The sequence below is a fragment of the Clostridium sp. UBA5119 genome, assembly GCF_002414285.1.
In the GTDB taxonomy this organism is placed as follows: domain Bacteria; phylum Bacillota; class Clostridia; order Clostridiales; family Clostridiaceae; genus Clostridium_J; species Clostridium_J sulfidigenes.
On sequence record NZ_DHYX01000113.1, the window covers coordinates 1 to 21,292 of the forward strand.

Genomic DNA, 21,292 nt, shown 5'->3' on the forward strand with positions numbered 1-21,292 from the left:
TAATAATATGGAGTATTATGGAGTTGCTGAATTTCAACTTGAGAGAGTAGAAAGAGAGGATTAAAAATGGATGCGAAAGATATTGCTCCGTGGGAGTTACTACAAAAGAAAATGACATGGGAATAGCTAAAAAACATAAATAATAAAAAAATATTGGATTTTGGAAGTGGAAATGGTATGACTGCTAACCATTTTGCTATAGATAATGAGGTTATAGCAATTGAACCAAATGAAAAGATACTTAAGGATAGATTCACAGAAAATGATTATACACAAATAAAAGGAGATATGAAGGAACTTAAGAATTTTGAAGATGAGTCATAAGAAAGTGTTATAAGCCTATAATTGAAGATTCTTTGTTAAGATACACTCTTCTTAATTAGTATATAAAATGGAAGGTGATAAAATATGATATTGACTTTAGGTGCAATAATTTTCGGCATTGCTACAATATTATATATACTACTAGCTCTTGGACTTCCATTAGGCGAATTTGCAATGGGCGGAAAGTATAAGGTAATACCACCTCAAATAAGGATAGCATGTGCTGGCTCTGTTTTAGTTCAGTTGTTTGCAATAGTTATAATTTTGCAAACAGGTGGAATAATGCCATTGATATTTTCGATTAAGGTGACAAAAGGTATTTGTTTTTTCTTTGCAGCATACTTGTCAATAAATTCTATAATGAATGCTTTATCTAATAGTAAAAAAGAAAAATACTTTGTTACTCCTCTTTCTGTTTTGGCTGCAATCTGTTTTTGGATAACAGCATTTAATTCATAACTATATTATAATCATAATATGATGAATGACTAGTGTACATTTTGTAGATATTGCGAAGTGAAAATTTAAAAATGTTCTTTGAAAATTGAATAGTACGGTGTTTACAATATATGCTATAATTAACTCGTAATTGTAATTAAGTGCGCATCTTTTGGTGAAAGTCAAATGTGGTGTAATGTTGAGGAGAGCATATATGGAATATTTTAATGTATATAACAAATATGGAGAAAAAACAGGTGCAATAATTGAGCGAAACGAAGCTCATAAGAATGGGATATGCCATAGGGTAATACACTTATGGATTCTAAATTCTCGAAATGAGCTATTAATTCAGCAACGTAGTGCGGACAAAGATGCAGGCGCTAATTTGTGGTATGTATCAGTCGGTGGGCATATTGAGAGCAGTGAAAGCATTGAAAGTACGTTAATACGTGAAACAAAGGAAGAATTAGGGCTGGATATTTCACCTTTCATGAATTCTGTAGAATATCTTTATACGTTCAAGGAAACTATGATAGAAAAAAATGGAGCTTTTTTTGATAATGAATTTTATGATGTTTTTGTATTAAAGGCAAATTTTGATATTGACGAGGTCACTATGCAGGAAGAAGAAGTACAGGCGGTAAAATACATAAGTTATGATGAATTTAAAAATATAGTAATGAATCAGAATAAATCATTTTGGCAGCATAAGACCGGATATAAAATGTTGCTCATTGCATTAGATGAATTTTGCAATTCACATTAATTCACTATGTATGGTATAAGCATAATCTAAAGTAAACTTATTACACAATATTCTCAAAGTGCGAACTGAAGATTATAAATATAAGGTGGTGCAAAACATGAAAGTAAGAAAAATGGTTAAAGAGGATATTGACCTCCTCATAAATATTCGTATGGATTACCTGTTTGCAGAAAAAGGTGTGTATTCTTCGGAAGAGGTGCAAGATATTAGAACGAAGTTAGAAGAATATTTTACTCAACACCTTAACAAGGGATTTATTGCTATCATTGCCGAAAATGAAAATGAAGTATTAGCAACTGCATTTATGTCAATCGTGGAAAGACCTCCGATAATAGCGTTTTCATCATATCTTGTCGGTACGGTATACAATGTTTTTACATACCCTCAATATAGAGGAAAAGGCATTGCAACGAAAGTTATGACTGAACTTTTATCAGAAGCAAAGCTATTAGGCGTTGCCGCAGTTGATTTAATGGCGACTGAAAAAGGGAAACTATTATATGAAAATCTTGGATTTCGAGTATCAAATTATACATCAATGAATAAGTTTCCTCTAACTCCTGCAAAATAAGTATAAATTGTAGGAAATCACGAAATAAGATTGATCTACCTAGTGTGTTAGGATAAATAGAACTTGGAGGTGATAATATATGTTTGTTCCACATTTGCATTTTAGTGGTGAATGTTATCAAGCGATGGAAATGTACGTTAAAGCATTTGATGCAACTATAAAAGAGATAATTTTTATTGATAAAGAAAAACCAGAAATAGGTGTACTTCATGGAGAAATGTTAATACATGGACAAAGAATTATGTTAAATGATAACCGTAGTGAGAACTGCCATATAGCATTTCCATACGCTCAATTAGTAGTGATATTTGAGAATGAAGTAGAATTAAAAAAAGCATTTGAAATTCTGAAAGATGAACAAAAAGTTATATATCCTATGAAAGCAACTGATTTCACATCATGTACGGTTGGGTTTTGGGATAAATACGGAATTAGATGGGGATTTATGGTTGAATAAATTAAGTTACCACACTTTATGGAAGTATTAGGAAGGAGAAAAAATGAATTTAGGAGAAGTTTGCTTAGAAACTAATGACGTAATAAAAATGGCAGATTTTTATAGGAATATCTTAAATATTTCGTCAAACTGTAGAAATGAAGTGCATCAGACAATTATTGAAGAAGAGGTAACCCTAAGTATTTACAATAATGGAGAAGTAAAAAATAATGAAAATCAGAATATTAGTATTGCTTTTACTGTTGATGATGTAGATGAAGAATATAAAAGATTATTGAAATTAGGAGTAAATATTATTGATACCCCAAAACTACAACCATGGGGAGCTAAGAATATGCATTTTTGTGATCCAGATGGTAATCATATATACTTTAGGAGTTTTCCGAAATAATAGTATGGTTAAGAATAGAAATATTGTAGTTCGCAATTTTATTAAATTAAAGTATATATTATCATTAGTATAAATGAATAATTGTATTTTAGATTGTTAAGGGGAATATAAAATTGGAAAATTTACAATTAAAACCATGCACCCTTGAAAATGTAAAGATCTTTTNNAGCTATGTTTCCATTTAACGGGAATACATTAGACGAAGCAGTCAAGATGTATGAGGAATCATTAAAGCCTGGTTCAAGGACTTTTGGAAAGATTATTAATTTTGATGATAAATACATAGGGGATATTTGGTGTTATGGAATCGATGAAGTGGATGAGAAACAGGCATTTGTAAGTATAGTTATATTTGATAAGATGTTTTGGGGCAAAGGAATTGGTAAGAATGCGTTAACACAATTTTGCCACATTATATTTGAAAAATACAATGTCAGCAAGCTATGTGCATTCACATATAAAAACAACGTAAGGTCTAAATGTGCTTTAGAAAGTGTGGGATTTAGAATGATTGAGGAGTTTGAAGAAGATGGTGTGCCTTCATGCTATTATGAATTATCAAATCAATGAAGAAGTCTATAAATCCACTTGGAAAGTTCTATTTATTACCAAGAATATAATTTCGTATTTTTCTTATATTGCCTATAAGTCATGTGAGATATTAAAATGAAAAAATTATATCTTTGCCTAGTTTTAAATATAAATAGGTATATACTTACCTATTTATATAGGTGAAAATGGTGCGAGTATATTTTTGTAGACAAAATACCATATTATAAATAATGATATATTTACAAAACATGTTATGATAAAAGAAGAAAATAATTTTTAAGTGTCAGACAAAGAGTATTTTAACAACCAGTTAGTTTTTTTATGGAGGTAAAAATGAGCATTAGAAGTGTAGCAAAGCAATTATTATAGATAACAATAAAATTTTATTAAACAAGTGCTTTGATGAGAATAATGGGAATTATTATTCATTGCCAGGTGGAGGACAAGATATATATGAAACTTTACATGAGGCTGTTATAAGAGAATGTCTTGAAGAAACAGGATACAATGTTGTACCAATAAGATTTTCTGCTTTATATGAAGAAATATGTGATAGCCCTAAAGCACGAAAGTTATATCCTGAATATATTCATAAAATGTATCATATTTTTATATGTAAATTAAAAAATGACAAAACTATTAATCCTACAGAAATAGATGATATGCAACTTAAAAGTGAATGGATTGATATAAATAACTTAAAGGAAATATATTTATTACCTAGTTTTTTAAATGATAATATTTTTGAAATGATAAGTAGTGAGAATCCTAAGTTTTTCGGTTCAGAACATATAGCTTATAATCACGGTTAAAATATTTTTGTAATGAGCAAATAATCAAAATCTGATTTCGCGGATAGTTAATGATTTTAAATATAAAAAATTATTTATGTTTATTTTTTATAAAAATTTGATATAAACTAATTTTATTAAATACACAATTGATATACATTTTATAAAAGTATCAAACATATCCAATACCACCCGCTAAGTAGAGAACTCAAATCTATGATTTGGTGTGAATCACTTACTCAGCGAACTTGGTGAGTCGAGTTTCATTTTTGAAATAGTTCACAATAGCCCAGGAGGATAAAATGTTCAAAACCGACCTAGCCATCCTACTAGGATTTCAAAATATTACTTTAGAATTATACCATAAGTGAAATTCTAAATCTATGATTTAGTTAATTGAACTTACTCCTATGAACGTATGTGAATAGTGAGTTTCCTCTATGTAGAATATATACAGAAGTATAAAATGGAAAAATATCACTTGCAGTAGTTACGGAGAACGGTATCATAAGTAAATGAGATTTATAGTCTTAAGCATTGATATTGCTAAGATTAGGGTTGTTTAGGAAATAAAAATACCGTATCAGAAGTAAGGTTGAATAATGTTTTCATAAATAACAATAAATAATCCAAAGATATAATGATTATCTTTGGATTATTTATTATAATACTATAAAGTTATGGTTTTACTTTGACTGTAATCTAATGTAACAGTAGCTTTATTAAACAGGATTTCATAAAGAGATAAGTAATTTCCAACTTCATTTATTGTTATTTCATAATCAGGGATTTTTTTAATAAATTCGTCTTTTAAATCAAATATCGTTAAATGACTTTTTTGAATGGTTGCATTGCTAACTCTAATATGTTCGTTTCCGGTATGTGGTATGGTAGTGAATGCTATTACCTCATTTTTAGCAAATTCCTCAACTTTTGAATTATCTGAGAATGTTGAAAAGTATACTACTCCTTTACTTGAAATATTGTAGTAGAAATTAATGATTCGAACATTGGGAATATTGTCTACACTAGTTGCTAAAGCAAGCTCCTTTTGAGATGACATGATTCTGTTAAATTCTTTTTGAAAGTCCATTTACAATTACCTCCATATTAGTTATATTGTTTTTAACAAATTAAATATATCACAGTAAATTTGACACCATTATGTCAAGGTTACAAAAAATATAGAATAAATAAATGTATGATTTTAGGGGGAGATACTAATTAAGATAGATAGATTGATATCCATTATTATGGTATTACTTAATTATGAAAGAGTTAGTGCAATAAAATTGGCTGAAATGTTTGAGGTTAGTCCGAGAACGATATATAGAGATATAGAAACAATATCTTTAGCAGGGATTCCAATAATAACCCATAATGGAGTTAATGGCGGTATTAGTATAATGCAAGAATATAAGGTTGATAAAAAACTTTTTACAGCGACAGATATTTCAACACTTCTAATGGGACTTTCTAGTGTTTCAACAACATTATCAAATAAAGAGATTATAGGTACATTAGAAAAAGTTAAAGGACTACTTCCTAAAGAACAAATTAGAGATTTAGAATTAAAGTCAAATCAAATAACAGTTGATCTTACTACATGGATGGGAAATAAAAGTTTTTATCCAAAGCTAGATAAAATAAAAAAGGCATTAAGTGAGAGTAAATATTTATCATTTGAATACTATGGAGGAAATAGAGAAAAAAATGAACGTTGCATAGAACCCTATAAATTAATATTAAAAGAAGTAAATTGGTATTTACAAGGATATTGTATGTTAAGAAAAGATTTTAGAGTTTTCAAGTTATCTAGAATTTCAAATATTGAAATATTAGAGTCAACATTTATACCAAGAGAGTTTCAAGAAAAGATATTAGATGGGAATGGATGGATAGAGAAAAGGCTTATTAAAATTAAGCTTTTAGTTGATTGGTCTCTTAGAGAACAAATGGTTGAAAGATGTGGAGAAGATAATATCGAAGCTTATGGAAATGATAAATTTATTGTTGAATTTCCTTTTGTAGAGGATGACTTAGGATATAATATTTTAATTGGATTTGGAGATAAATGTGAGTGTTTAGCTCCAGAAAATATACGCATAGAGCTTATTAAGCGTATTAAAAAATTGTTATATGTTTATGAGAACTAACATTTATTTAGAAGACCTCACTTGAAGTAGTTACGGAGAACCGTACCATAAGTAGCTGTAGTTTTTTCTATAAATATGAGATAAATTTTATATTATTATTTGAATTGTCCGATATAAGAAATTTATAAACTTTTGGAGGGATAAAATGAGGTATATAGAAGATAAAAATTTTAAATATAAAGATGAACTGATAAAAGAATTAAGAGCTTATAATTTAAAACATACTGGCGAAAAAGATTCATCAACTGAATATTTTTATGCCATTGATGGTGAAAAACTGGTTGGAAGTGTATATATAAATTATTCTTGGGATTGGGTAAGTATTGGTAGTATGTTTTATGAGAACATTGATGTTTTAAAAAAGTTGATTTCAGAAGTTAGTCATTATTATAAAAATAAAGCAATAGGCATTAAATTATATACAGAAGTTGAATCTAGAGTAGAAGATTTTAAGTCTATTGGTTTTGATATTGGAGGAATTACAGAAAGGACACCAAGAACAACTAGATATTTTTATTTGAAGAATATTGATTTTGATATAAAAAGTAATTCAAAGACAGAAGTTATGGTTGTGACTGCAAAAGTAGATAAATATAATTCTATTTTATTAAATCGAATAGAAAAGTTTAATAGAGATAATAATATTTATCCAATGGAAGAAAGAAATATAATGTTTGTTGCATTAGATAATGATAAATTTGTTGGAGGAGTTCATGGGAGCATTACTGAAGATTCAATGTATATTGGTTGGCTTGTAGTTGATGAAGAATGTAAAGGAAATGGAATTGGTAAAAATCTTATGTGTAAAATAGAGGAAAAAGCAAAAGAGCTAAATGTTTATAGCATTAATTTAGGTACAGTAGAGTTTCAAGCAGAAAAATTCTACGAAAAATTAGGATACAAGGTAGTTTTGGTAAAAGAGAATGATCCAAGAGGCTATAAATCATATAATATGGTAAAAAAAATATAATTAAATATAAATATCTATTATGATAAACTACCAAGCATGGTAATCTTATAAAGATTAACCTAGTGAATCAAAATAAATGAGAGACGAAGAAAGGAGAGCACTAACATGAAAAATGTATCAGATGAATGTAAATTGGAATCAATAAAATCCTTCCAGTCAGCTATCAGTAAATCCGAAAAGGCCTTGGCTCAGATGACAGAGAAAGGGTCAAATACTACCTTAATAAAGAAACGACTTAAAGCTCTTCACATTGGGTTGGACATGCTAGAGAAAGTTTGGAATCAAATACCCCACCATTACAATGAGAAAGAATTAGTTGAAGCTGGAAATGTTCTTACTGGTTTACTCCCATCAATTGAAAGATTTTATGCTAAATCTAAGGTCGGAAGTCCTCAAAGAACGCTTTTAGAAAGAAGAATTAAATCACTGGAGTTATCTATTCAAGCCATAGATAGTTTAGGTTTCAAAAGTAGATACTTTCAATGATGAATTTTTTAAATGCTACAACAAAGATATTCAAATATTATTATTTATAATACCATATTATGGTGACTATATAGAATATTATAATAAAACTTTGCTAATAATAAATTTAATAAAAATATATTATTAGGAGGAAGTAGCATGTTTGAACATAAAAAGCAATTGTTACATGAAGTTAAAGTAGAGAGACCTAATCCTCAGTACGCAGTATTAATGCAAGAACAACTAGGAGGAGGAAATGGTGAGTTAAAAGCAGCTATGCAGTATATTTCTCAAAGCTTTAGAATAAAGGATCCTGAAATAAAGGATTTATTCTTAGATATAGGAGCTGAGGAACTTAGCCATATGGAAATGGTTGCACAAACTATAAATCTTTTGAATGGCCATGATGTTAATAATAGTGAAGTATGTAATGGAGAAATTCAAACACATGTACAATGTGGTTTATCACCTGTACTTATAAATTCATCAGGTGCTCCATGGACAGCAGATTATGTAACTGTTACTGGAGACTTAGTTGCAGATTTACTATCTAATATAGCATCTGAACAAAGAGCAAAGGTTGTTTATGAATATCTCTATAGACAGATAGAGGATAAAGAAGTAAGAGCAACAATAGATTTTTTACTTAATAGAGAAGAAGCTCATAACGCATTGTTTAGAGAGGCTTTAAATAAAGTTCAAAAGAGTGGTTCAAATAAGGATTTTGGAGTTACTCAAGATTCTAAGTTATATTTTGATTTATCAACTCCAGGACCTTCCCATGAAGCTCCCAATCCAACACCACCCTCCTTTGAAAACCCTAGAAGATAATAGTATTTTAAATACCGTATTATTCAGAAGTGAATTATGCGGTATTTTTTATTTTGTGACTTAAATAATATGAAAAATTAATCAGACGCTGCCTAGAGCACCTCTTTATAGAAGTGACTTTTTCAAATATTAAAATACATTATATAGTATTTATGCTACAATAAGTATATAAAAATGTAAGTGTAAGTGAGTAACTATGACTTGTGGTAAACTAAAAGATTATTTGAATTAATGGAGGTATAACAATGAGATTTGGAGCAATTGGATTGTATGTGAATAACATGGAAATCATGGTTAAATTTTATAAAGATGTAATGGGATTAAATATAAATTGGGATGGCAGTGGATTTACAGCTATTGAAATGGAAGGACAAATTCATCATTTTATTTTATGCACAAGAGAAGGTTTTGAAGAATCTATACCTGAGGTATTTAATTGGAATAAAGGCATAAATGGTAATATGGAGCTTTGTTTTGATGTTCCTAACTATTCTGATGTAGATATAGAATTTCAACGTGTTATAAATGCAGGAGCAAAACCAGTTTATAAACCTACTACTGAATCTTATGGTATGCGAATCTGTTATGTTGAAGATCCAGAAGGAAATCTTATTGAAATATGCTCAGGTAATGACGATACCTACAGTGTAGAATAATTATAATCTGAATTATAATTGTATTATTATACGAGTTAGTTGGTATATAGCTAACAGATAAATTCCAATTTGTAGTAGGAATTAATTTAATGTTTAAGTAACAATTTTTTAAAGTGCGAATAAAGATAATTAATATGTTGCGTAAAGTGTTTATACAATATAGTATGATTTTCTTATAATTAAATTAGAACACTAAGAAACAGCGAGTTATAGATTATTTATATAATATGTGATTGGAGGTGTTTATATGGGTGATAGGATGTTATATAAAAATAATATACCTACAGAAAAAGAAATTTTTGAACATATAGGTGATAATGCAAAAGTGTTATTGAAGCAATTTGAGGAATCATTTAAAAAACAATATGATATGCAAAAGGAATTAAAGTTTCCATTTGGAAAAAATTATGGTTGGGGATACAAGTATTCGCATAAGACCAAGCATTTATGTTATGTGTTTTTTGAAAGTGGAGAAATAGATATAATGATGCAAATAAGTTCAAAAGATAAGGAAAAGCTCAATGAAGTTATTAATGAAGGATTATCTTTAACAAAAGAAGTATGGAAGAATAGCTATCCTTGTAGTGATGGCGGATGGATTAATTATAGACCTAAAGCACAGGAAGATATTACAGAGATAATGCGATTGTTGGCTTTTAAAAAGAAGCCTGTTATAAAATCATAGAGATTTAAATACAACATTGATGAAAATATTTTTATTGTAAGGAATCTATTAATCACTATCTCTATAAATGGAGTAACAAAAATATAATTAAATAATTTATTCACTATAAAGAGAATATACTTACAGCGGAAGATGTGATTTTGTTTCAAAGGAAAATGAATTGGGATGAAGATATTATCGATGTTCTTGTTAGCTGCTGGGAAGAATTAATAAATTCAATAGAAGAGTCAGAACATACATTTATATCAGAACATACATTTATAATTGAAAGTGCTTTCTTTAGCTATACACTTTATTTAATGAACCTAGAATTTTCTAAGGAAAAAATTAATAACTACTTTAAAAAGCTAAATATCATTTTATCAAAGTTAAATCCTCAGATTATCTTATTAAAAGGAGATACTGAAACTATTATTAGAAGAGCTTGTGAGAGAATATGAATTTGAAAATATATGTTGGTAAATACCAAGTCCCCAAGGAATTCCTTGCTAAAGGTGAAAATTTAGAGATATTTTTTGAAGATAACTTATTAGTTTTAAAGGGCACATATTGGGAAGATTATAAACTTAGCCAAAGGTCTGAAACTAAGTTTTTGATTAAAAGGATTCCGATGGAACTTAATTTTAAGTTGAAAGAAGGAAAGGTAAAAGGATTTGACTACACTTTTATTGATAGGAATACTTATTTCTGTTCTAAAATAGAATAATGAAGATTAATGGATAAGTTAGTGTTTTGAAAGATTAGGAGAAAAGTAAATGAAATATGGAAAAGTAATTGGCTTAGGTAATACGGCAACTGTATATGAATGGGAAGAAGGCAAGGTGCTTAAGCTTTTCTATCAAGGCTATCCAAAAGAAGCGGTAGAAAGAGAATTTCATAATGCGAAGGCAATAAGAAATATGGATTTTTCAAAACCAAAGGCATATGAAATTATTTTTTTAGAAGTGCGAATGGGTATTATATATGACAGAGTAGATGGTGAATCCTTGTTGGATTGGGTTATGAGAACAGGTAAGGTTCAGGAATGTGCAGTATATATGGCAAATCTACATAAGGCAATCCTTCAGAATAAGATTAGTAATGTACCTAATTACAAGGAGTTTTTAAAATGTAATATAGTAAATTCACCATCAGCTAATTCGAAGAAACAAGAAGAAGTATTGCAAATTCTAGATAAACTGATAGATGGAAATACGCTTTGTCATGGTGATTTCCATCCAGGTAATATTTTAATATCGGATGGACATACAATAGTTATAGATTTCATGAATGTATGTCATGGAGATTTTTTATATGATGTTGCAAGAACTGTATTTCTGGTGGAATATACACCTGAGCCGATAGAAGTAGGCGATAGAGAAATGCTCTTAGGATTTAAGAAAACATTGGCAGATTTGTATCTTATGCAAATGAATGTTACAAGAAAAATGATACAGGATTATCTAGCAGTTATTATTGCGGCTAGAGTGGGTGAATGCACTGAAGAATAGTTATATCCATTGTCATTACTATAATTGTATGGATTGACATACCATACCGTTTTCCTTCAAAGAACTTAATTTGAAAAAAGATTAATAAATATCATATATCTAATAGGTGTAACTGTAATATTTTTAGTGCTTATTTATTTTCATTTCTATATATTCGTACAAATTTCTTTAAATATTTAGCAATTGAATGAAAGTTACAATTACTTAAAATACGTATATTATCATGGACTATTAGTATGTAAGAAGCAATAAAAGTTATCCCAAATGTATGAAAAAGGGATGCAATAAAGTAGTAAATATACTGTACTTTTCTTGTGAGTTGATACATAGTTGTAAAAAAATAAAATATTATCAAATAGTATAAACGTAATTTTAGGAGGTTTTATTGTGAGTCATAATTTGACAGTAACAGCAGATCTTATAAATGACAAGGTAAAATTTTCAGGGGTATCACGTTATAATAAGGAGATAATCATTGATTCCGTGGATGGCGATGGGTATACTCCACTTGAGCTATTTCTTATGAGTCTGGCAACCTGTAGTGGGATGACCTTAGCTTTATTGCTTAGGAAGATGAACAAGACTGTATCTGAATTAAAAGTAATCGCTTCAGGTGAAAGAAGAGAAACCTATCCTACATATTTTAAAAGTATACATTTAATATTTGAAATTGGATCAAAGGACGTACAGACTGATGAGATCGAAAGGACTATAAAACTGATGGAAGAGTCGTTATGCCCTGTTTGGAACATGGTAAAAAGTAATGTTGACATAAGCTATGAGTATAAGATAATATGCCACTAAAAAAGGTAATTGAACATAATTTGGATTTGATAAAAACCGCAGACTATATAATAGATATGTGCCAAGATACAGGAGAAAATGATGGTCAAATAGTAACAGCGGGAACCCCTGAGGATATTATAATGTGTGATTAATCATATACAGGGAAATATCTAAGAAAATATATGACAAGAGTTCTTTTTTGAAAATTGAATAATGCGGTATTTAAAAATATCTTGTAATAATATTAATTTTTAAGGAGTGAAAAATGAGCAATTATAGAATTATAAAAATACAGGAACACCCTGAATTGAAAAATTACGCAGCAATTTGGTTTCATGAGAAGTGGAATATTCCCCTTGAAGCATATCTTGAAAGCATAGACGAATGTATGAAAAATAAAACTCCTGTTCCACAATGGTATATAGTAATAATAGGATATAAAATTGTAGGTGGACTTGGTGTAATAGAAAATGATTTTCACAACAGAAAAGATTTAACACCTAATGTATGTGCTGTTTATGTGGAAGATGATTATCGCTGTAAAGGAATTGCTGGTAAAATGCTGAACTATGTATGTGATGATATGAGAGAAAAAAATATTGATACACTTTATCTTGTTACAGACCACACGTCTTTTTATGAGCGTCATGGTTGGGAGTTTCTGTGTATGGTCCAAGCCGAGGGTGAAAAAAATCTGACAAGAATGTATATCCATAGAACAATATAAATTAAAGTTTATTGGTTAGATTATTGAAGAGATAAGAAAAATATAATAAGAAATACTAAATAATATGATATGATGTAATATAGTTAATAGTATTTATTTAGCTTAATAGAGTTTTCTAATAGTATAAAGTATATTGTTAGAAAAGCAATAGAAAGGGTGAACTTCATGAGTGTATTCTACTCTTACTTTTAATATTTTAAAAATGAAGGAGAATAGAATGATTAAAAAATTTGATATAAGTAAATTAGATGATGTAATGGCAATCTGGCTTGAAACTAACATTAACGCTCACAGTTTTATACCGGAAGAATACTGGATTAAAAATTTTGATATGGTGAAACAGGTGTTGCCATCAGCTGATATTTATGTTTATGAAGAAAATAATATTATAAAGGGGTTTATAGGAGTTGTAGAAAAAAATTATATAGCAGGAATTTTTGTGAAAAAAGAATATCAAAAAGAAGGTATAGGACAGAAACTGATAGATCATTGTAAATCTAGGTATCCATATCTCCTATTAGATGTCTTTATAGAAAATAAAAAAGCAATAAACTTCTATGATAAAAACGATTTTATAGTTGTAGATAAACATATTCATGAGGATACAAAAGAGATGGAATATACTATGTCTTTTGGTGAAAAATAGTTTAATATATAATCAACATAAAGAAAGCGTGTTGCAAAAAAATTTTATGCAACACGCTTTTTACTATATATTCTCCAGAGGTATTTTGGTTTTAGTTAAGAATTTATCAGAGCTATCCTCTTTCCATGGCACCCGATGAACGATTTGCCTGCTTTATCTACATGTGCTCATAGTTTAACATCAACAACACTTTTCTATACTCTGTATCACGATAAATAGAAAAAGTTATTGGTTGAATATCTTTCATTGCCAAATCAATTTCAGATACGTTAGATCCCATTTCTCCTAAGAAAACAATTTTATTTAGAATTAGAATTTGATCTGTGGAGTATATCCTGTATACAACTAAACTGTAATTAGCTCACTAAAGATGAAGTATGAAGTAGAAATTAAAAATATTCTCTGAAAACTGAACAGCATAGTATTTACAAAATATGTTACAATTAACTCATAATAATGTTAAAATAGTAATTTATGAAAGAGGTATAATAATATGGATGATAGAGTAAAAGGGTTACGCGGTGGAAACCTGGATATAGATTTGGCCAGTGATGGGGTTGATTGGAAACAGACTCAATGCCCATGGAATGTTGCTGATAATTCAAATAAACATAAATGTGCCGTAAAAGGAACTTCAATATGTAAGTATTTTTGTGGAATTAAATTTTTAGATAGCGTATTGTGTAGTTATCCTCATGAAAATAAAGAGGTACTTACAAGAAGTGATATAGATAGGGATTTGTGGTAAAGGTCAATTTGTATATAGTGCAAAGTAGTTAAGGAAAATTCGTTCTTTGTAAATTGAATAGTATGGTATTTGAAAATATATTATAATTACATCATAATCATAATAGTAGAAATTTATATAACAAGAAATTTTTAGGGAGGTGATAGAAACTATGGCTAATTCATTAGTTAAATCATTGCCAATGTTACTTTCTATGATGATAAGTCAATTTATCTATCTTAAAATTGATAATAGATATAATGTTACAAACAGGATTAGCTCAAGACTTTCCATAAGACAAGAATTGAAAGCGTTCTTTTGTATTTGCTGTGTAATGATAAGCATATTAATTATTGGAGTTATTGGCATATACATAATTGACATTGCTGATACTTTATACGGTGTAGTAAGTGGAACTATTACTGGAATTGGCATTAGTATTTCGATAAAGTTATCAAAGNNAACTTTATAAAGTAGTCGTTATACAGGTGTATTTGATACCCGTATTTTTCTTAAAAATAGGAATTAAAGGAAGTCATATGGCTTCCTTTAAAAATTGCTTTAATTTCAAGATTATCTTAAACCATAGCCATTTAAAAAATATATGTTAAACATACCTTTAACATATATACAATAAAATTTAAATTGGTTACGTATGTCTACTCATCAAATAATGAAGAACAATATTCTGATATTATGAAAATTAAATATAAAGTAAATACCGTATTATTCAAAAGTGAATATGTGGTATTTTTTATTTCGCAATTCAAATAATTAATGAAATACTTAAGGGGTGGAACAACCCAGCATATGTATATTTTTATTCATTGAAAACTAAACATTATGGTAATGAAAATGAAAAGTTGTCTTATTAAAAGCAGAAAATTAATATTTATAGGGGGGACTAGTAAATGTCAAGAGCAAAAATGCAAGTTTTAATAATTCCATATATTAAAAATGAAGAGGGAATAAAATATTGTATATTCAATAGAGCCGATGCAGAAGACAATGAAGATTTCTGGCAGTTTGTGGCTGGTGGTGGTGAAAATGATGAAAAGCCGTTGGAAGCAGCGATAAGGGAAGTATGGGAAGAAACCGATATAAAAGAAAATGCTATATTTTATCAATTAGAAAGTACCAGTTATGTACCAACGAATTGTTTTTCAATGGAAAGACGCAAAACATGGGGAATGGATTGCCTTGTAATTCCAGAGTATAAATTTGCTGTTCACGTTAGGAACAACAATATTCAAATATCTGGTGAACATAAAGAATATAGATGGGTTAATTATGATACAGCAGTTGAATTGTTAAAATTTGAAAGTAATAAGATAGCCCTGTGGGAATTAGATAACAGAATAAAGATGAAATTACTTTAATGACAATTGTATCTTGTTGTAACAGATTAGATTGATTAACTTTAATATATATTTGGAGGTGTACCATGAATAAGATAGAAAAACTAATAAAAATTCGTAAAATTTCTTTAGTATGCTTATTTTTATCTATTCCTATATGTTTTATAGGATGTTTTTTCCCTTTTGTTTTATTTACGATTATTGGTATAAGTTTATTACCAATATTTATTGTATTATCTATTTTGTTTTGGAAATGTCCTTATTGTAATTACAGGTTACCAATGAAATTTGACAAAGATAGTGAGAATATACCTCTTTTACTACAGACGTATTTTCTATTACATTTTATGAAGATAATGTGATTGGTTTTCGAGAGCAAGATCAATATAAAGAAAAATATTATAAAATCCAAGATAAGAAATTTGATATTAAGAAGATTATAGAGGAGTTACATTAACTTGTTATGATACAGATTAGGAGTAGTGTAGGATTAAAAACAAGAAGAAGATAATTTCTTTGAAAATTAAATAGTGTTATGTTATGGAAAAATGTTATAATTATTTATATTTATATTTATATTAAAGTAGGTAATATATTTAATAAATTAATATATAAAAGGATTTTGAAAGGATAATATATAAATGAATTTTAGAATTATTAACAAAGATGATTGGGACAGAAAGGAATATTTTGAACATTATTTTTCTGAGCTTCCATGCACATATAGTATGACTGTTAAACTAGATATTACAGAAATAAAAAATTTCAATAAAAAGCTATATCCAACAATGCTTTATTATATTACAAAAGTTGTTAACAGACATAGCGAATTTAGAACATCTTTTGATATGAATGGACAGTTAGGAATTTTTAATAAAATGCTACCATGCTATACAGTATTTAATAAAGACACAGAAACATTCTCTAATATATGGACAGAATACTCTGAGGATTATGATGTTTTTTGCGAATTATATGAAAAGGATATTAAGGAGTATGGATCTATAAATAAAATGATGGCAAAGCCAAACATACCTATTAATAACTTTCCAGTTTCAATGATACCTTGGACAACATTTGAAGGATTTAATTTAAATCTGCAAAAAGGACATAATTATTTACTTCCTATTTTTACAATGGGAAAATATTATGAAGAAAAAAATAAATATATTTTGCCCTTAGCTATACAAGTTAATCATGCTGTGTGCGATGGATTTCATGTATGTCGCTTTGTAAATGAATTACAAGAATTAATAAATAAGGGTATATAATGGATATGATTTAGTGCAATATTATTCGTAGGCACATACCCTAAAGAATTATATGATACTATATTTATTGTTCATCATATCCTTCTTTTTATGTTTAATTATACCTTAAATTTCATTAATTAGTAATTATTTGTAAATTTATCCGTAATAAACTTTAAGTTTTTCTTTAATTTTTTTACCTTCTTCTTTAAGTCTTTTAATTTTTTTTAGATTGCGATAATAGCATCATTTTATAGGAATATTTTAGTTACGAATACAAATGGTAAATATAAAATAAGTGCAATAATTGATTTTGAATTATGTTATCCTCAAAATTGTGAAAATGACTTAGCTAATTTATACTTTAAGTACTTTTGGGATAATAAAGAGTATGAAAAAGCATTTCTCAATGGATATAACAAATATATGGTAGTTCATAGTGAGTTTTATGAAAAATTAAAGTTTTATTTTATTTATTTGGTAATAGAGAACTGTAGTTGGTCATACATAAGAGCCAATGACTACTATACTAAGAATATAAATTTTTTAAAGAGATTATTGTAAGTGTTAAAGTTACCTCACAATATTTTTGAACGATGTATTATGTGTAAGAATGAATTGGTATGTATAATTTTCATATTATACAAAACACTCTATAAACCTTAATATACAAATAATTTATAAATAGAAAGCACATAAAACTTTACACTAATTTATCGAATATGGGGGAGCATAAATGGAAAATAGCAAAGTGGAATTAAAAACACCTAAGTTTGAAGAATTAGATTATAGAAGAAAACTTTTATCAGATAGAGAAACAATGATTTACAATATAGGATATGGAGACACTTATGGAACAGGATGTATAGATTTTAAGGAAAATACTTGGAGAGACTGGTTTTTTAGATGGGTTAATAATACTCCAGAAAGATATTATGCATATATTATTAAGATTGATGAAAATTTACCTGTTGGTGAGGTTGCTCTACGATATGTCAGTGAAAAAAAATCTTACTGTGTTAATATAATAGTGGAAGCAAGGCATAGGGGCAATGGATTTAGTAAACAAGCCTTAAGATTATTAATTGATGTTGCATTCAATGAGTTAGGAGCAGATAAAGTATTCGATGATTTTCCAAAATCCAGAATATCCGCAGAAAAAGTGTTTAATAAAGTAGGGTTTAAAAGAGTTTCAGATGAAATTGTTGAATTAACTAAACAAGATTATTTAAGTAAACAGATGGTATAATACAATGGGGATAAAAAAAGTGAAAGAGTAGACTTGAAAATAAACGGTTAGTTGGATTGAGAATCGAGAGGTATGGATTTAAATGAGTGTAAAGCAAGTTAGCATTTTTATATTACTGTTATTAACTATGTCTTTATTGTACTGCACCATAGGACCAGGTATAACTATACTAATATTAGCAATAATGTTTTTTGCATTAGCTATATTATTTACATTTAAAGCAGAATACTATGATAAGTATTTAGTACTAGTAAACCCAAAGTTATATAATGCATACAAGGAAAAAGGCAGGGACTTCATTAGAAAAAAGAGAATTACCACTATAATAAGTTATTATATATTGTCTGGTTTAACAGGATTCAATGGATTTATACAAATAAGGTTAATGAATGAAACAGATATAAGATTATTATTTAGTTTTAGTGAGTTTTTACCATTGGGCTTGGTGGTTTTAGGAGGGGTATTTATAACAAATTACATTTGTGTTTATATAGCAAAGAAATCTAAAACAGCCGGTGAAGATTTAATGTGGAATATTATTGTAGGTATTGTACTTGCTATTGCTTTAATAATCTTCACCGCATTATATATACTTGGTTAATAAACAATGATTTTAATGGTGCCATGGGTGGTAAAATAGTTGTGGAAAAAATGAAGAAATATGGCTCTTAGAAGAAAGGTTTATAATACTGAAAGAGAAAGGCATCCTTAAAGGTTTAATAAGGGAATTAGAAATGGGGCATCCCATAGTGTGGTAGCACTTAATCCTACTGAAGATGTTAAGGAAAAGCTTAAGAATAAAGACACCCTATTTTAANNTTAAAATAGGGTGTCTTTATTAAAATGCAACTGTAAAAATTTTAAACATGGATTTCATATAAAAATAGAAAAAGGTTATCCATCTGCGTCCCAGCCTAACAAGAATTTAACTATCTTCATCTTGTGCCTCCATAAATTTTCATTTGCATTAATTTTAGATAATCGTTTAATTTAAAAGGGCTTTCCCTCTCAAATTTTTAAACTCGATTTTTATAGCTTCATCTTCTGCCTGAGGGTTTAAGCTTTTTTGCCAGGCAATGTAATATGACATTATTTTATCTTCATATTTAGCCCAATCATCTTCATTGATTTTTAAAAATACACTGCTACCTACTTTTGCTTGCTGTTCTTGCGTGGTTTCTTCTACGCTTTTAGTTTCAATAATTTCAATGATTTCTTCAGACAAGGCGATTCCCTTTGCTGCATTGTTCCATGCACCTTGTACACCAAAAAAACCCCCACCTGCCACAAGCAGCAAAGAAACAAGTAAAAGCAATAAACCGGTTTTAAAATTTCTTTTTTTAAAGTAAAGACATCCAAACAATATCCAAATTGCTACAATAAATCCCACTGCACCTATAACAGCTAATATAGTTCCAAAATTATTCATATTTTACTCCTTAATTTATACGTCATCTTTGAATCCATTCAATTGAAGCTCTATATTTATACTCCATTCTTAAAATTTCATTTTAAAATAATTATTTTCCATTAAAACTTGTATTCTTGCTATTCTTTCATTAACCCTATTAATTCCAAATACAAAAGCATCCCACAGGGTAATTTAGGGACACAACCCCTTTGCAAATATTTTGCTTAGTGGTTATTTTTATATTTTATCATAGCAAGATCATTGCTTCAACCATTTAATTCAGTTGACTATCCAATCTATTTAAATTTTTAATCATCCCTAAAATCTGATTTGTAAAGTTTAAAATCCTATCTTTAAAGGTTTTTTTCAGCTATCCCTGGGTGTGATAAATATAAATTTAATATATTGTAAATCATGTTATAATTAGTATAATTAAAACTATACTTAAGGAGGGACAATATGGAAGACTTAAATATACAATTTAGAGAAATGAGTGATGCTGAATTTGATAGATTTGCACATTGGGATATTCTAGATTATTCCAAAGATTTAATAAAGGCGGGTCTATCTAGTGAAGAAAATGCACTGGAGGATGCAAAAAAAAGTTTTAATGAATTGCTCCCACAAGGAAAGGGCACAAAAGATAATTATATTTATGTGATTGTAAATAAGGACAATGAAAGTTTAGGATTTATCTGGTATCAAAAGTATAAGGAAGATATAGGGTTCATTTGCGATTTTTTAATACTTGAAAAGTACCGTAAACAAGGTTATGGAAAACAGACCTTGCTTATGCTTGAAAAAGAAGCAATAGAAAAGGGGTTTAATAAAATATTACTCAACGTTTTTAAATACAATAAACCTGCTTATTCACTATATAAAAGTTTAGAATATGAAGTTAGAGATGAAAAAAATGAGAATATATCTATGTTGAAAAATTTGAAAATTACTAATATTTAACCGAAAGAGAACTATGAAAACCACAAGAACCTATGGAGTATGCAAAAAAAAGGGGGATTACTATGTATCAAGTATATGAAACAGAAAGGCTTGTTTTAAAAGTTATAGATGGTTCATTTGCTGAACTAGTATTAGATTATTTTAATAGAAATAGAGAATATTTAAGAGAGTTTGATCCATTAAGAAGTGAGAATTTTTATAAATTAGAAAATCGTAAAAATGCAGTTGAACAGGAATTAATTGAAATAATTGATGGTAAACAATTAAGACTATGGATTTTTAAAAAAGAAGATATAGGATATGAAAGGATAATTGGAACAATTTGTTTTAGTAATATAACTAAAGGGTTTTTCTTATCATGTTATGTAGGTTATAGCATTGATTGTAGTGAAGCAAATAAAGGATACATAACAGAGGTATTAAAGAAAGGAATAGCTGTTATGTTTGATGAATATAAACTTCATCGTATTGAAGCTACAGTAATGCCTAAAAATATATCTTCATTAAAAGTTTTAGAAAAACTTAACTTCAAAAATGAAGGTTTATCTGAAAAATATCAAAAGATAAATGGGAAATGGGAGGACCATTTGCATATGGTTTTATTAAATCCAATAGTTGAGTAGTATCAGTTC

General features: G+C 28.3%; 32 protein-coding genes. 29 read left to right on the plus strand and 3 right to left on the minus strand.

From position 1 onward, the window contains the following. The first annotated feature begins 153 nt into the window (after positions 1 to 153). From B2671_RS17055 to B2671_RS17090, 8 genes are all read left to right on the plus strand, one after another. Positions 154 to 324 (plus strand): methyltransferase domain-containing protein, encoded by a 171-nt coding sequence (locus B2671_RS17055; RefSeq protein ID WP_346871486.1) that lies wholly within the window; start codon positions 154 to 156, stop codon positions 322 to 324. Between the two features lie 84 nt (positions 325 to 408). Then, a complete protein-coding gene (locus B2671_RS17060) occupies positions 409 to 783 on the plus strand; it encodes a hypothetical protein (protein ID WP_346871487.1) in 375 nt (124 codons plus the stop codon). Positions 784 to 961: 178 nt separating this feature from the next. Continuing rightward, the gene (locus B2671_RS17065; protein ID WP_346871488.1) at positions 962 to 1,531 is read left to right on the plus strand and encodes an NUDIX hydrolase; all 570 of its coding nucleotides are present in this window, start codon (positions 962 to 964) and stop codon (positions 1,529 to 1,531) included. A gap of 97 nt (positions 1,532 to 1,628) precedes the next feature. Continuing rightward, positions 1,629 to 2,102, plus strand: a complete 474-nt coding sequence (locus tag B2671_RS17070; RefSeq protein ID WP_346871489.1) for a GNAT family N-acetyltransferase — start codon at positions 1,629 to 1,631, stop codon at positions 2,100 to 2,102. A 79-nt stretch (positions 2,103 to 2,181) separates the two neighbouring features. Next, the gene (locus tag B2671_RS17075; protein WP_346871490.1) at positions 2,182 to 2,559 is read left to right on the plus strand and encodes a VOC family protein; all 378 of its coding nucleotides are present in this window, start codon (positions 2,182 to 2,184) and stop codon (positions 2,557 to 2,559) included. 43 nt (positions 2,560 to 2,602) lie between these two features. Continuing rightward, the gene (locus B2671_RS17080; RefSeq protein WP_346871491.1) at positions 2,603 to 2,950 is read left to right on the plus strand and encodes a VOC family protein; all 348 of its coding nucleotides are present in this window, start codon (positions 2,603 to 2,605) and stop codon (positions 2,948 to 2,950) included. Positions 2,951 to 3,121: 171 nt separating this feature from the next. Continuing rightward, complete coding sequence (locus tag B2671_RS17085) at positions 3,122 to 3,520, plus strand: GNAT family N-acetyltransferase (protein WP_346871492.1); 399 nt, start codon at positions 3,122 to 3,124, stop codon at positions 3,518 to 3,520. A gap of 347 nt (positions 3,521 to 3,867) precedes the next feature. Next, positions 3,868 to 4,314 (plus strand): NUDIX domain-containing protein, encoded by a 447-nt coding sequence (locus B2671_RS17090; protein WP_346871522.1) that lies wholly within the window; start codon positions 3,868 to 3,870, stop codon positions 4,312 to 4,314. 649 nt (positions 4,315 to 4,963) lie between these two features. Here B2671_RS17090 and B2671_RS17095 read toward each other — a convergent pair. Continuing rightward, positions 4,964 to 5,386 carry a pyridoxamine 5'-phosphate oxidase family protein gene (locus tag B2671_RS17095; RefSeq protein WP_346871493.1) on the minus strand — a complete coding sequence of 141 codons (423 nt, stop codon included), beginning with the start codon at positions 5,384 to 5,386 and terminating at the stop codon, positions 4,964 to 4,966. Positions 5,387 to 5,516: 130 nt separating this feature from the next. Here B2671_RS17095 and B2671_RS17100 point away from each other — a divergent pair, with 130 nt between their 5' ends. From B2671_RS17100 to B2671_RS17160, 13 genes are all read left to right on the plus strand, one after another. After that, positions 5,517 to 6,449 carry a YafY family protein gene (locus tag B2671_RS17100; RefSeq protein ID WP_346871523.1) on the plus strand — a complete coding sequence of 311 codons (933 nt, stop codon included), beginning with the start codon at positions 5,517 to 5,519 and terminating at the stop codon, positions 6,447 to 6,449. Positions 6,450 to 6,594: 145 nt separating this feature from the next. Beyond that, complete coding sequence (locus B2671_RS17105) at positions 6,595 to 7,419, plus strand: GNAT family N-acetyltransferase (RefSeq protein WP_346871494.1); 825 nt, start codon at positions 6,595 to 6,597, stop codon at positions 7,417 to 7,419. Between the two features lie 105 nt (positions 7,420 to 7,524). Further along, positions 7,525 to 7,905: a hypothetical protein gene (locus tag B2671_RS17110; protein ID WP_346871495.1), complete on the plus strand. Its 381-nt coding sequence runs from the start codon at positions 7,525 to 7,527 to the stop codon at positions 7,903 to 7,905. Positions 7,906 to 8,043: 138 nt separating this feature from the next. Then, on the plus strand, positions 8,044 to 8,715 hold the full coding sequence (locus B2671_RS17115; protein ID WP_346871496.1) for a manganese catalase family protein: 672 nt from the start codon (positions 8,044 to 8,046) through the stop codon (positions 8,713 to 8,715). Positions 8,716 to 8,960: 245 nt separating this feature from the next. Further along, positions 8,961 to 9,371: a VOC family protein gene (locus B2671_RS17120; protein ID WP_346871497.1), complete on the plus strand. Its 411-nt coding sequence runs from the start codon at positions 8,961 to 8,963 to the stop codon at positions 9,369 to 9,371. A 247-nt stretch (positions 9,372 to 9,618) separates the two neighbouring features. Next, complete coding sequence (locus B2671_RS17125) at positions 9,619 to 10,056, plus strand: DUF3788 family protein (RefSeq protein WP_346871498.1); 438 nt, start codon at positions 9,619 to 9,621, stop codon at positions 10,054 to 10,056. A gap of 140 nt (positions 10,057 to 10,196) precedes the next feature. Then, positions 10,197 to 10,496: a hypothetical protein gene (locus tag B2671_RS17130; protein WP_346871499.1), complete on the plus strand. Its 300-nt coding sequence runs from the start codon at positions 10,197 to 10,199 to the stop codon at positions 10,494 to 10,496. Further along, on the plus strand, positions 10,493 to 10,762 hold the full coding sequence (locus B2671_RS17135; protein ID WP_346871500.1) for a hypothetical protein: 270 nt from the start codon (positions 10,493 to 10,495) through the stop codon (positions 10,760 to 10,762). Before B2671_RS17130 ends, B2671_RS17135 begins: the two co-directional genes overlap by 4 nt. Before the next feature lie 49 nt (positions 10,763 to 10,811). Beyond that, positions 10,812 to 11,546, plus strand: a complete 735-nt coding sequence (locus tag B2671_RS17140; protein ID WP_346871501.1) for an aminoglycoside phosphotransferase family protein — start codon at positions 10,812 to 10,814, stop codon at positions 11,544 to 11,546. Positions 11,547 to 11,933: 387 nt separating this feature from the next. Then, a complete protein-coding gene (locus B2671_RS17145) occupies positions 11,934 to 12,350 on the plus strand; it encodes an OsmC family protein (RefSeq protein ID WP_346871502.1) in 417 nt (138 codons plus the stop codon). Next, positions 12,341 to 12,484 (plus strand): hypothetical protein, encoded by a 144-nt coding sequence (locus B2671_RS17150; protein ID WP_346871503.1) that lies wholly within the window; start codon positions 12,341 to 12,343, stop codon positions 12,482 to 12,484. Before B2671_RS17145 ends, B2671_RS17150 begins: the two co-directional genes overlap by 10 nt. Positions 12,485 to 12,597: 113 nt before the next feature. After that, positions 12,598 to 13,059 (plus strand): GNAT family N-acetyltransferase, encoded by a 462-nt coding sequence (locus B2671_RS17155; protein ID WP_346871504.1) that lies wholly within the window; start codon positions 12,598 to 12,600, stop codon positions 13,057 to 13,059. A gap of 217 nt (positions 13,060 to 13,276) precedes the next feature. Then, positions 13,277 to 13,705, plus strand: coding sequence for an N-acetyltransferase (locus B2671_RS17160; protein ID WP_346871505.1), 429 nt, complete (start codon positions 13,277 to 13,279; stop codon positions 13,703 to 13,705). Positions 13,706 to 13,862: 157 nt separating this feature from the next. Here B2671_RS17160 and B2671_RS17165 read toward each other — a convergent pair whose 3' ends face one another. Then, positions 13,863 to 13,985: a hypothetical protein gene (locus tag B2671_RS17165; RefSeq protein ID WP_346871506.1), complete on the minus strand. Its 123-nt coding sequence runs from the start codon at positions 13,983 to 13,985 to the stop codon at positions 13,863 to 13,865. 213 nt (positions 13,986 to 14,198) lie between these two features. Here B2671_RS17165 and B2671_RS17170 point away from each other — a divergent pair, with 213 nt between their 5' ends. The 6 genes from B2671_RS17170 (at position 14,199) to B2671_RS17195 (ending at position 18,890) form a co-directional block, all read left to right on the plus strand. Beyond that, complete coding sequence (locus B2671_RS17170; protein ID WP_346871507.1) at positions 14,199 to 14,453, plus strand: hypothetical protein; 255 nt, start codon at positions 14,199 to 14,201, stop codon at positions 14,451 to 14,453. Between the two features lie 890 nt (positions 14,454 to 15,343). Beyond that, positions 15,344 to 15,811 (plus strand): NUDIX pyrophosphatase, encoded by a 468-nt coding sequence (locus tag B2671_RS17175; RefSeq protein ID WP_346871508.1) that lies wholly within the window; start codon positions 15,344 to 15,346, stop codon positions 15,809 to 15,811. A 65-nt stretch (positions 15,812 to 15,876) separates the two neighbouring features. Then, the gene (locus B2671_RS17180; RefSeq protein ID WP_346871509.1) at positions 15,877 to 16,152 is read left to right on the plus strand and encodes a hypothetical protein; all 276 of its coding nucleotides are present in this window, start codon (positions 15,877 to 15,879) and stop codon (positions 16,150 to 16,152) included. A 279-nt stretch (positions 16,153 to 16,431) separates the two neighbouring features. Then, complete coding sequence (gene catA, locus B2671_RS17185) at positions 16,432 to 17,061, plus strand: type A chloramphenicol O-acetyltransferase (protein ID WP_346871510.1); 630 nt, start codon at positions 16,432 to 16,434, stop codon at positions 17,059 to 17,061. A gap of 715 nt (positions 17,062 to 17,776) precedes the next feature. Continuing rightward, the gene (locus tag B2671_RS17190) at positions 17,777 to 18,289 is read left to right on the plus strand and encodes a GNAT family N-acetyltransferase (protein ID WP_346871511.1); all 513 of its coding nucleotides are present in this window, start codon (positions 17,777 to 17,779) and stop codon (positions 18,287 to 18,289) included. An 82-nt stretch (positions 18,290 to 18,371) separates the two neighbouring features. Continuing rightward, the gene (locus B2671_RS17195; protein WP_346871512.1) at positions 18,372 to 18,890 is read left to right on the plus strand and encodes a hypothetical protein; all 519 of its coding nucleotides are present in this window, start codon (positions 18,372 to 18,374) and stop codon (positions 18,888 to 18,890) included. Positions 18,891 to 19,274: 384 nt separating this feature from the next. On the opposite strand, the gene B2671_RS17200 is transcribed toward B2671_RS17195, so the two are convergent. Next, positions 19,275 to 19,718, minus strand: a complete 444-nt coding sequence (locus B2671_RS17200) for a hypothetical protein (protein ID WP_346871513.1) — start codon at positions 19,716 to 19,718, stop codon at positions 19,275 to 19,277. Positions 19,719 to 20,159: 441 nt separating this feature from the next. On the opposite strand from B2671_RS17200, the gene B2671_RS17205 reads away from it, so the two are divergent. Continuing rightward, positions 20,160 to 20,660, plus strand: coding sequence for a GNAT family N-acetyltransferase (locus B2671_RS17205; RefSeq protein ID WP_346871514.1), 501 nt, complete (start codon positions 20,160 to 20,162; stop codon positions 20,658 to 20,660). 62 nt (positions 20,661 to 20,722) lie between these two features. Further along, the gene (locus tag B2671_RS17210) at positions 20,723 to 21,283 is read left to right on the plus strand and encodes a GNAT family protein (protein WP_346871515.1); all 561 of its coding nucleotides are present in this window, start codon (positions 20,723 to 20,725) and stop codon (positions 21,281 to 21,283) included. The last annotated feature ends 9 nt before the right edge of the window (positions 21,284 to 21,292 follow it).